The organism is Arthrobacter sp. TB 26 (assembly GCF_000427315.1).
In the GTDB taxonomy this organism is placed as follows: domain Bacteria; phylum Actinomycetota; class Actinomycetes; order Actinomycetales; family Micrococcaceae; genus Arthrobacter.
The window spans coordinates 1-11,056 of sequence record NZ_AUPJ01000025.1; the positions used below are offsets into that span (position 1 = coordinate 1).

11 protein-coding genes are annotated in these 11,056 nt (G+C 66.5%); 7 read left to right on the top strand and 4 right to left on the bottom strand.

Annotation, left to right across the window (positions count from 1 at the left end; translation table 11 throughout):
- Positions 1–43: 43 nt before the first annotated feature.
- Together K789_RS0100440 and K789_RS0100445 are read right to left on the bottom strand one after the other, a co-directional pair.
- Positions 44–1,504 carry an amino acid permease gene (locus K789_RS0100440; RefSeq protein ID WP_024365024.1) on the bottom strand — a complete coding sequence of 487 codons (1,461 nt, stop codon included), beginning with the start codon at positions 1,502–1,504 and terminating at the stop codon, positions 44–46.
- Positions 1,505–1,776: 272 nt separating this feature from the next.
- The gene (locus tag K789_RS0100445) at positions 1,777–3,438 is read right to left on the bottom strand and encodes an ABC-F family ATP-binding cassette domain-containing protein (RefSeq protein ID WP_024365025.1); all 1,662 of its coding nucleotides are present in this window, start codon (positions 3,436–3,438) and stop codon (positions 1,777–1,779) included.
- A gap of 147 nt (positions 3,439–3,585) precedes the next feature.
- Between K789_RS0100445 and K789_RS0100450 the strand changes: the two genes are divergently transcribed.
- From K789_RS0100450 to K789_RS0100470, 5 genes are all read left to right on the top strand, one after another.
- Positions 3,586–4,344, top strand: coding sequence for a CPBP family intramembrane glutamic endopeptidase (locus K789_RS0100450; protein WP_024365026.1), 759 nt, complete (start codon positions 3,586–3,588; stop codon positions 4,342–4,344).
- A 158-nt stretch (positions 4,345–4,502) separates the two neighbouring features.
- The gene (locus K789_RS0100455; RefSeq protein ID WP_024365027.1) at positions 4,503–4,943 is read left to right on the top strand and encodes a VOC family protein; all 441 of its coding nucleotides are present in this window, start codon (positions 4,503–4,505) and stop codon (positions 4,941–4,943) included.
- Positions 4,944–4,964: 21 nt separating this feature from the next.
- The gene (locus tag K789_RS0100460; RefSeq protein ID WP_024365028.1) at positions 4,965–5,918 is read left to right on the top strand and encodes a 1,4-dihydroxy-2-naphthoyl-CoA synthase; all 954 of its coding nucleotides are present in this window, start codon (positions 4,965–4,967) and stop codon (positions 5,916–5,918) included.
- A 10-nt stretch (positions 5,919–5,928) separates the two neighbouring features.
- Positions 5,929–7,083, top strand: coding sequence for an AMP-binding protein (locus K789_RS0100465; protein ID WP_024365029.1), 1,155 nt, complete (start codon positions 5,929–5,931; stop codon positions 7,081–7,083).
- A 49-nt stretch (positions 7,084–7,132) separates the two neighbouring features.
- Positions 7,133–8,014: a 1,4-dihydroxy-2-naphthoate polyprenyltransferase gene (locus K789_RS0100470; RefSeq protein WP_024365030.1), complete on the top strand. Its 882-nt coding sequence runs from the start codon at positions 7,133–7,135 to the stop codon at positions 8,012–8,014.
- Positions 8,015–8,062: 48 nt separating this feature from the next.
- Here the strand turns inward: K789_RS0100470 and K789_RS0100475 are convergent, their stop codons facing one another.
- Complete coding sequence (locus tag K789_RS0100475) at positions 8,063–8,371, bottom strand: DUF4229 domain-containing protein (protein WP_024365031.1); 309 nt, start codon at positions 8,369–8,371, stop codon at positions 8,063–8,065.
- Positions 8,372–8,477: 106 nt separating this feature from the next.
- Between K789_RS0100475 and K789_RS0100480 the strand changes: the two genes are divergently transcribed.
- A complete protein-coding gene (locus K789_RS0100480; protein WP_024365032.1) occupies positions 8,478–8,897 on the top strand; it encodes a PLD nuclease N-terminal domain-containing protein in 420 nt (139 codons plus the stop codon).
- Positions 8,898–9,166: 269 nt separating this feature from the next.
- Positions 9,167–10,093, top strand: a complete 927-nt coding sequence (locus K789_RS0100485; RefSeq protein WP_237739464.1) for a hypothetical protein — start codon at positions 9,167–9,169, stop codon at positions 10,091–10,093.
- 277 nt (positions 10,094–10,370) lie between these two features.
- On the opposite strand, the gene ccsB is transcribed toward K789_RS0100485, so the two are convergent.
- Positions 10,371–11,056: c-type cytochrome biogenesis protein CcsB (ccsB, locus tag K789_RS0100490; RefSeq protein WP_024365034.1), on the bottom strand; the 686-nt coding region annotated here is incomplete at its 5' end.

Here is an 11,056-nt window from a genome sequence, read left to right on the forward strand (position 1 = left end):
GGGGGCCCGCCGTCGTCGTCCGCTTGGATGTTGCCTGGAGCGGTTAGTTGAAGAGCGGGTTCGTCGGTTCGTTGTTCTTGACCTTCTGCCAGCCAAGCCACAGCACGAGTGCGAAGAACGGGATGGTCGCCAGGGTCCAGAGTCCGAGGTGGAACACCTCACCGGTCTTGCTGGTCATGGTGTCGAAACCGATGAGGACCGTGATGACGAGCAGGGAAATCAGGCCGGCCCAGCTGGCCCGGGTGCCGCCCGGCGCGGGCAGGGCGGAGACCTTGCCCTTGGTCTTGCGCAGCGCGATCTGGCTGGCGAAGATGGCGCCCCACGTGAAGATCACACCGATCGATGCGGAGTTCAGAGCGAGGTCGAAGGCGTGCGAGCCACCGAGCCAGATGTTGAGCAGGATGCCTACGAGGTAGACGCCGCCGATGGCCAGGATGGCGGCGTACGGCACGTGGCTCTTGGACATCCTGGTCAGCCAATGCGGAGCATGTCCGTTGTTGGCCATGGTGCGGAAGACGCGGCCGATCGAGTACAGGCCCGAGTTGCAGGAGGACAGCGCGGCGGTGATGACGATCATGTTCATGACGTCGCCCATCCAGCCGAGGCCCATCTGCCCGAACACGGTGACGAACGGCGAGGTGCCCGCGACGTACTGGTCCGAGGGAAGCAACATGGCCAGAAGGGTGACGGAACCGACGTAGAAGACCACGATGCGGAAAACGACGGCGCGGATCGCCTTGGGCACTTCCTTGGCCGGATCCTGCATCTCACCGGCGGTGATGCCCACGAGCTCAATACCGTTGTAGGCGAAGATCACGGCGTTCAGGACCAGGATCATGACCAGCGCGCCCTTGGGGAACATTCCACCTTCGGCCGCGAAGAGGTTGTTGACCGAAGCGTGGCCGGCACCAACCTGGGCGTTGGTGACCACCATGAAGGTGCCCACGGCCAGGAAGATGAGGATGGCGCCGACCTTGAGGACGGAGGCCCAGAATTCGAATTCGCCGAACGCCTTGACGCTCAGGAGGTTGACGCCCACAAGCAGCAGCAGCGCCGCGATGGCGGAGAGTTCAACCGGCACGTTGGGGAAGAAGAACTGGAAGTACAGTCCGATCGCAATGAGCTCGGCAATGCCGGTCATGGCCCAGTTGATGAAGTACATCCAGCCGGACAGGTAGGCGCCCTTCTTGCCGAACATTTCGCCGGCGTAACTGACGAAGGAGCCCGACGTCTGGCGGTACATGATGAGCTCGCCCAGTGCGCGCATCAGCAGGTACGCGATGACGCCGGCAATAGCGTAGGAGAAGATGAGCGCGGGTCCGGTGGAGGCCAGCCGTCCGCCGGCACCCATGAACAGGCCGACGCCGATGGCGCCGCCCATCGCGATCATGGTGACCTGGCGACCGCTCAGGGACTTCTGGTAGCCCTCGGCGCTGAGAGTCGAGTCGACGACGGCGGATTGCGCCGTCGGGCTCTTAAGTTCTGTGGGGGTATTTGATGGCACAGCTGTTTCCTTGTAGGTCGAGGTATGGCCGGGAAGGGACCGTGGATTCAAGTACACAAAATTCGGGCCCCAGCCCCTCGCAGGGGCCAAGACATGTACCGAACCTCACAAGCGTCGAAGTTCGCGCGGCTCATCTATCGTACTAGCATTCAGGACCCGGACGTGACGGGGGCAACACCATGCGGGTGTTTATACTAATTATTGATGCCATTCCGGCCATACCGCCGAATGATGTTCGATTCCTGTCCGCAAAATCCCGGTGAGTCCGTCCGTTAGGCCAGGGCGCCGTCGCTCATGGCATACCGGAGCCAGTTCCCGGCCTTGGCGCCGTGCCCGGCGCGGTTCCCTGCACTGTTTTGAAGGGCGCACGTGCTGAACCACTCCCCCAATGCGCGGTCGTGGCTGACCATGACCAGTGTCCCTGCGAAGTCCGACAGGGCCGCTTCGAGCTGTTCCACCAGCACGGGCGCCAGATGGTTGGTGGGCTCATCCACGAGCATCGTCCCGTACCCGCCCAGGAGGAGGCGGGCGAGCGCCAGCCTGCGTTGTTGCCCTGCGGAAAGGCTTCCCACCGGGACGTGGAATTCGCTGGTCCGGAAGAGCCCTAGCCGTAGCAGCGCCTCGGCGTGCTCATCGATGTTGCCGCCCAGGCCCGCGGCGAAAGCTGGCAAGAGACGCAGCCCCGGGCGCTGCGGGAGCTCCAGTTCCTGCTGCAGGTAACCGATCCGGCCGTGCCTCACCACGGTGCCCGCTGCCGGCTCCAGCGTGCCCGCGAGGACGGAGAGCAGCGTGGACTTACCGGCACCGTTGGGACCGGTGATGAGGATCTTCTGGCCCGCCTCCACGCTGAGGTCCGTCGGCTCCAGACGGCCGGGCACCGTCACTCCCCGGGCTTCAAGGGCGGGACCCGCCGCAACCTCCGCACGCAGCTCGGTCGCCAGTTTCAGGGGCACCGGCGGACGGTCGATGGGGTTTGCCTCCAGCCGGCGGAGACGCTCCTGGGCATTGCGGGCTTTGCTGGTGGCTGCTTTTTGCCACGTGCCTGCTTTGAAGTCGAACCCCATTTTGTCGTTGTCGCGTTGGCGGGCGTAGCCCATCTTCCCCGCGACGGTGTCCGCCTGGAGCCGTTCGGCCGCCATCGAGTCCAGCCACCCGTGGTATTGCTGCGCCCAGCGCTGGCGTTCGGCCGCCTTCTCCCGCAGGTAGCCTTCGTAGCCGTTGCCGTACCGGTTGACCGTCAGGCGCTCGGCATCCACTTCAATCACGCTTGACGCCACTGTGCGCAACAGGACGCGGTCGTGGGAGACCACCACCACGGTTCCGCGGTGCGCGGCCAGCCGCGCCTCCAGCCAGGCTGTGCCGCTGGCGTCAAGGTGGTTTGTGGGTTCATCCAGGAGGAGGATGTCCGCGGGATCGGCCAGCACGCAGGCCAGTGCCACGCGTTCCTGCTCCCCGCCGGAGAGCGAGCCCAGGGTCCGCATCCGGTCCAGTCCGCCGAGGCCAAGCCGGTCCAGCGCCGCCTCCACCCGGGATTCCGCGGCATAGCCTTCCCTGAGTTGGTACTGCGTCTGCAGGTCTCCGTAGCGTTCCAGTTCATCTGCTTCCGCACCGGCAAGCCCGTCTTCCAGGCGCTCCAGCTCGGCCTCGATGTCGCGGAGCGATTCCAGTGCGGCATCGATCGCGTTGCTCACGGTGAACGCATCAGGCAGGCCGAGGGTTTGGGCAAGATAGCCCACACGGCCCTGGCTGACGGCGGTGCCCTCGTCCGGTGCCTCGAGCCCGGCCAAGATCCGGAGTAGCGTGGATTTGCCCGCGCCGTTTTCGCCGACGATTGCGACATGTTCACCGGCCGTGATGGCAATTTCGACGCCGGCAAACAGTTGGCGGTCCCCGTAACCATGGGATACGCCCGAAAGGCGGAGATGTTCGCTCAAGGAGTCCTCGCAAGTAGGTGCCAGCCTGCCCGGCGGCGGCGTGCGTCGTCCAGTATGACACCGAGGGCTATGACTGAGGTACTGAGGCGCCGGGGATGATCGGTTGTCCTTGACTCTGCGGCCCTGCCACGGCGCTAGGCTGGTGGCATGGGCACCGCTCTCCGCATACCAGCACCGCGGCCGGAACTGTACCGGTTCTCGCGGCTCGACTATCTCACGGCAGGCCTCTACGTAGCTGTCGCCACTTTTTTCGCTGTGGCCGGCGGCCTACTGGTCCCGCTGATGCTGCAGTTGTCGCCGAACCCGGCAGTGGCGTCCTACTCCGTGAACCTGATCTTCTACGGCAGCATCGGGATCCTGGCCCTGGCCGCGGTCCGGCAGGTCGCCGCGCGGGACCTCAGGGTCCTCGCGACGCGGCCGTGGTTCACCCTGCTGATGGTCCCCCTGGCCGTTGTGGCCATGATGATCCTCACCGCGGTCCTCGTGTCCATCACCGGAACGCCGCAGACGTCCGCCAACCAGGCAGGCCTGCAGGCGCTCATGCAGCAGGTGCCGGCCTGGCTGATGGTGCCGCTGCTGGTGATCGTGGGGCCCTTCGTGGAGGAGTACATCTTCCGCCACCTGCTGATCGGCAAGCTCAGCCGGCGGGTCAACCTCTGGGTGTGCTGTGGCTTGTCCGTCGTGTTGTTCGCGGCCCTGCATATCGTCGGCCAGGAGGACCTGACCCTTCCCGTACTTATGCCCTATCTGGCGATGGGCGCCGTCCTGGTGTTTGTCTACGTCTGGACCGGCAAGAATGTGATGTTCTCCTATTTCGTCCATGCCTCGAAGAATCTGCTGGCGGTCATCTTCATCTACGCCATCCCGCCGGAGGTGATGGAACAGCTCCAGAAGGTACAGGGCTGACCCAAACAACGCGGGGTCAGTTAGGGCCCATTCCGGCGGTCCGCATGGGCGCTAGGTGACCCCGCGTTGGTTGGGGTGGTGTGGGTCAGGTGCCGGACCCGCAGCGGACGGACCCGCAACCCCTACCGCCGCGGGCGCCGACGTCGTAGTTTCTTTCCATGACACTCAACATCCAGATCGCCGTCGACTGCCGGGACCCGCATGAACTCGCCGACTGGTGGGCCGAAACCCTCGAGTGGGCCGTGGAACCGCAGGACGAGGCCTTCATCCGCTCCATGATCGAGCAGGGCTTCGCGACGGATGCGCAAACCAAGCTCCACCACGGCAAACTCGTCTGGAGTACCGGCGCCGCGATCCGGCCGCCCGACGAACTCGAGGCCAAATCGCCCGCCCGCCGCATCCTGTTCCAGACGGTCCCGGAAGAAAAAACCGTCAAAAACCGGGTCCACTGGGACGTGAGGCTCGCCGGCGCCGACAAGGACGCGGTCCGCACCGCCCTCGAAGCCCGCGGCGCCACCTTCCTCTGGACCGCCAGCGAGGGACCGCATTCCTGGCACACCATGGCGGACCCGGAAGGCAACGAGTTCTGCATCAGCTGAGGCGATTACTAGACTCGGACTGTGAGCAACGAAATCCCCGCCAAGGTATCCGACATCTTTGACCCCACCCGCTGGCGCACCGTGACCGGCTTCGACGATTTCCAGGACATGACCTACCACCGGCAGGTGGAGCGATCCGCGGACGGCACCGTGGTCCGCGACCTGCCGACGGTGCGCATCGCGTTCAACCGCCCCGAGGTACGGAACGCCTTCCGCCCCGGCACCGTGGACGAGCTGTACCGTGCCATGGACCACGCCCGGATGAGCCCGGACGTGGCCACCGTGCTGCTCACCGGCAACGGACCCTCCCCCAAGGACGGCGGCCATTCCTTCTGCTCCGGCGGCGACCAGCGGATCCGCGGCCGTGACGGCTACCGCTATGCCGACGGCGAAACCACCGAAACCATCGATCCGGCACGCGCCGGCCGGCTCCACATCCTCGAGGTCCAGCGGCTCATGCGCACCATGCCCAAGGTGGTCATCGCCGTCGTGAACGGCTGGGCGGCAGGCGGCGGGCACTCCCTGCACGTCGTGTCCGACCTGACCATCGCCTCCCGCGAACACGGCAAGTTCAAGCAGACCGACGCCACGGTGGGTAGCTTCGACGCCGGCTACGGCTCCGCGCTGCTGGCCCGCCAGATCGGCCAGAAGGCCGCCCGCGAAATCTTCTTCCTGGCCCGCGAATATTCCGCCGAGGACATGGTTCGGATGGGCGCAGTGAACGAGGCCGTGGACCATGCGCGGCTCGAGGACGTGGCGCTGGAATACGCCGCCGACATCGCCCGGCAGTCCCCGCAGGCCATCCGGATGCTCAAGTTCGCCTTCAACCTGGCCGACGACGGGCTGGCCGGCCAGCAGGTCTTCGCCGGCGAAGCCACCCGGCTGGCCTACATGACCGACGAGGCCGTGGAGGGCAAGGAAGCGTTCCTCGAGAAGCGCGATCCCGACTGGTCCAGCTTCCCGTACTACTTCTAAGGCGGCCCGTGTGACTTCCGGAGCTGTAAACATCGGGCCCGCCCTCACGGCGCTGGCCGCTGCCCTCCGCGGTGAGGGCCCCGCCGTCGAGCTCTCCGCCGGACCCGACGGGTCCCCGGTGCTGGTCTTCCCCGCAACGCCCGGCATCGAGGACGCCGCCGTCGTGGTGCGGACCTCCGGCTCCACCGGCACGCCCAAGGCGACCGTGCTGACCCTGGACGCGCTGGCGGCCTCCTCGATGGCCACCGCGGTGGCGCTCAAGGGCGAGGGCCAGTGGCTGCTCGCCCTGCCCGTGCAGTACGTGGCCGGCGTCCAGGTGCTGGTCCGCTCGCTTTTCGCCGGCACCCGCCCGTGGGCGATGGACCTCAGCGGCGGTTTCACCCCGGAGGCCTTCACCGCCGCGGCACTCGAGCTGACGGACAAGATCCGTTTCACGTCGCTCGTGCCCACCCAGCTGCAGCGCCTGCTGGACTCGCCCACGGCCGGGACATTGGCCGCGCTCCGCCGCTTCAACGGGATCCTGCTCGGCGGCGGTCCGGTGCAGCCGGGGCTGCTCGCCGCGGCCCGTGACGCCGGGGTGCGGGTCGTGACCACCTACGGCTCGGCGGAGACCTGCGGCGGCTGTGTGTACGACGGCGTCCCGCTGGACGGCGTCGAGGTCCGGGTGGCGGACGACGGACGCATCCTGCTCGGCGGGGCCACCATCGCCGCCGGCTACCTTGATGCCCCGGAACTCAGCGCGGCGGCATTCGTGGAGGACGACGGCGTCCGCTGGTACCGGACCAACGATCTCGGCGAGCTGGACGCCGACGGGAAGCTGACCGTTTTGGGCCGGGCCGACGACGTCGTCATCACCGGCGGCGTCAAGGTCTCCGCAGCGCACGTGCAGGCCGAGCTGGAGAAGCTCGACGGCGTGCTGGCCGCGTTCGTCGCGGGCGTTCCGTCCGCCGAGTGGGGGCAGGCCCTCGCCGCGTACGTCGCGGTGGTGGACAGCTCGCCGGAAGGCATCCGGGACTTCACCGCGGGCGCCGCCTGGGCGCCGGCGCTGGGGCCGCTGGCCCCGAAAACCGTGCTCGCCGCCAGCGAACTGCTGATGCTGCCGAACGGAAAACCGGACCGCCTTGCCATGACGGTTCGGCTCTCCGAGCTGCATCAGGGAAAATAGATAAGCCGGGCACTCCCGGTGCCGCCAAACCAACACGAGGTACTGAAACGTGGCTACAGCCGCTCAATGGATCCAAGGCGCCCGACTGCGCACCCTGCCGGCCGCGATCGCGCCTGTCCTGATCGGCACCGCGGCCGCGTACGAGATGGACGCCTTCCGTCCGCTCAACGCCGTGCTGGCCGCGCTGGTGGCCCTGCTGCTGCAGATTGGTGTGAACTACGCCAACGACTATTCGGACGGCATCCGGGGCACGGATGAGGACCGGGTGGGCCCGCTCCGGCTGGTCGGCTCCCGCGCCGCGAAGCCCGAGCACGTCAAGTACGCCGCGTTCGCAGCGTTCGGGCTGGCGATGATGTTCGGCCTGGCCCTGGTCATCCTCTCCCAGACCTGGTGGCTGATCCTGGTGGGCTTGGGCTGTGTCCTGGCGGCCTGGGGCTACACGGGCGGGAAGAATCCCTACGGCTATCTCGGCCTGGGCGACTTGTTCGTCTTTGTGTTTTTCGGTCTGGTCGCCACCCTCGGTACTACCTACACGCAGGCCGGCCAGATCAGCCTCGCGGCCATCATCGGCGCGATCGGCACCGGCCTCATCGCCTGTGCCCTGCTCATGGCCAACAACGTCCGTGACATCCCCACCGACCGGAAGGCCGGGAAGAAGACCCTGGCTGTGCGGCTGGGCGACAAGCATGCCCGGGAAAGCTACGTGCTGATGCTCGCCGTCGCCATCCTGCTGCCGATTGTCCTGGCGCCGTCCCGGCCGTGGATGCTGATAGTGCTGCTGCTGATCCCTGCCAGCCTGATGCCGTCCTGGCTGATGATCGCCGGCCGGCGCCGCAAGAGCCTGATTCCGGTGCTCAAGCAGACCGGGCTGATCAACCTCGGTTATGCGGTGCTGTTCTCGCTGGGCCTCGTGCTGAGCCACGGGTTCTAGGAGCCTGGTCCCTTTGGGGGCTTCTCCTGGACCCTTTGGGGGCGGGGGCTAGGAGTCCTTCGGGCGGCTGTCCGTGTGCACGGTGATGTCCGGGTGCGCGTCGACCAGACGGTCTTCGGCGTCGGCGTCGTCCACTTCCCCGGCACTGCGCAGAGGTTTGGCCTTGCCCGAGAACCGCTGGTGCAGCGAGGCTGCGGCGGCGTCGCGCTGCTTCTGGAAGAAGAGGAAGCTGATCGCGAACGCCATCATGCCCGCGCAGAGGACGGCAAGCAGCCATCCGAGCTCGAGGTAGACGAACAGTGCGAACAGAGGCACAAAGAGCGCAAGCCGGATCAGGGAGTATTTCAGGAAATCCACACTCCAAGTTTAGCCGCCAGCGGCCGCCCGCCCCACCGGGGCAGCATCATGCCTGCTGTGAGGACCAGGAGGCGCCGGGAACTCCCCCGACGGCTAAACTGAAGGCATGCTCCTCCGTGTAGTGGTTGCCGTCGCAGTACTCGTTGTCTTTGTCTACGGACTCATCGACGTGATCCGCACTGATCCCCGCCAGACCAAGGGCATTTCGAAGCCTGCCTGGATTGTCGTGCAGATCGTCCTTCCGGTCATTGGCGCCATCCTGTGGTTCCTCATTGGCCGCCCCCGCGGCACCGCCCCTGCGCGCGCCACGTACAGCCACACCATCGCGCCCGACGACGACCCGGACTTCCTGCGCAACCTCGAACTCCGCCGCCGCAACCAGGCCGAAGCCGACCGGCTCAAGAAGCTCAAGGCCGAGCTGGACGCCAAGGAGCGCTCCATCGACGACGGCAAGGGCACACACGGGTCCGAGCCGGGCGAGGCCCGCGGCAGCGGCGACGCGCAGGGCACCGACGAGGTCAAGTAGTCCAGCCCGCCCTTTCACGGCCGCATGTCCCTCCCCGGGGGCTCTCCGTGATTCCCTTCCCCGGGCTCTCCCGGCTTCCCTTCCGCGCACTGTAGCGTCCGACGCACCTTCCCCGCACCGTAGCGTCCGACGCAACTTCCTTCCGGACACAAGACGCACTTCTCCTCCACTCTGTGGATAACCTCGGAGCCCGCTCCTGACGGACGCAGAATTCTTGTATGCGCCCTCCCAGCGAGCTTCCCCCGCAGCTTCGAAACCAGCCTTTTACCGTGGCTCAGGCCCGTGCTGCCGGGCTGAGCCGGCGTCGGACCCGGGCTCTGGATCTCGTCAATCCTTGCCACGGAGTGCGCACGGCGGCCACCACGCAGGACACTTTGCTGGAACGATTGCGCGCCCTGGCTGTTGTGACCGGCGGCGTCGTGAGCCACCTGTCTGCAGCAGTGCTTTGGGGCTTCCCCCTGCCGCTTTCACTGGAGACTCTGGCTGTCATCCACCTGACGGGCGGTCCAGGCAAACGGGCCGTGCGGTACAAGTATGTCGTCGGCCATCAGCAGTCACTCCAACCGGACGAGATCGTAGCTGGCGCCAAGGTCACCTGCACCTCCCCGCTGCGGACGTGGTTCGATCTCGCTGGCATTCTGGACCTCGATGGCTTGGTGGTTGCCGGCGACTTCCTGTTGCGGCGAAGGAATCCGCTGGCCACGCTCGATGAACTGGACGGATACCTCGCCGGGAAAAGGGGAAGGACTGGCTACCGGAGCGCGATGCGTGCCCGGGCATTGATGCGCGCCAACACGGACTCCCCCAAAGAGACCGCGCTCCGGCTGCTGCTGGTTCGCCATGGCCTGCCGGAGCCCGGGGTCAACGTCCCGATCTTCGACGAGAACGGGTGCTGGATCCAGGACCCGGATCTGTCCTACCAGCGAGAGAAGATCGCCATCCAGTACGACGGTGGGCATCACGCGGATCCGGCGCAGCGCCGCAGCGACATCTTCCGAGATGAAAGCGCCAGAGATGCCGGGTGGAGCGTTGTCGTGCTGACACAGCGGGACCTGGACCCGGTCGCACCCGGCATGGAACCGACTGCAGTGACCCGGGTACGGAGGGTGCTGACGGAGCGCGGCTGGACCCCTGAACCGGGCCCGAGCCCACGGCGTTTCGCCCGCATGGACCCACCTGACGCAAATGGCCGCTAAGAGGGGCGTTGTAGCGGCCACTTGTGGTGAATGGGCGCTGCACGGGGTGGCATAACGGCCGTTCGTGGCAATTCGATGAAGTGTGGTGGGCCGGCGCCGCCCTGGAAAGCACCCCCGTCCGAACCGACCATTGCTTCCGGACGCAGCCCCCATGTTCCGCCACCCATCTGACGGGAATGGCCGCTATCCAAGAAGCCCGATCACGCACCTGACGCAAATGGCCGCCAAGCGGGTTGCTTAGCGGCCATCTGTGGCGAATCGACGGAGGTGGTGCGGGCTACAGCCCCGAGTAGGAGTGCAGGCCGTTGAAGAACTGGTTCACGATGGTGAAGTTGAAGACAACGCAGAGGTAGCCGACGATCGACAGCCAAGCTGCGCGGGTGCCGGTCCATCCCCGGGTGGCGCGGGCGTGCAGGTAACCGGCGTAGACCACCCAGATCACGAAGGTCCAGACTTCCTTGGTGTCCCAGCCCCAGAACCGCCCCCACGCCTTCTCGGCCCAGATGGCGCCGAACATGAGCGTGAAGGTCCAGCCAACGAACGCGATGGCGTTGATCCGGTAGGAGAGGTTTTCGAGGCTCAGCGCGGACGGCACAAGGCGCATGAAGCCCAGCTTGTCCCCGCCGCCGGCAGCGATGGATTTCTGCCGGTGCGACTGGACCAGCTGCAGCGCGGACATCGCGAAGGTCAGGGTGAACAGCGCTGAGGACAGCACGGCGATCGAGACGTGGATGATCAGCCAGTAGCTTTGCAGCGCGGGAACGAGGTGTCCCACCGGCGTCCAGTAGGCCACCGAGGCAGCCACGAGCATGATGATCGCCAGGCCCACCACGAAGGTGCCCAGGAAGCGAAGGTCGCGTCGGATGAGGACCAGCAGGAAGACTGCCACGGCCACAAACGCGCCGGTGGTGAGGAACTCATACATGTTGCCCCACGGCACCCGGCCCGCGCCGATGGCCCGGG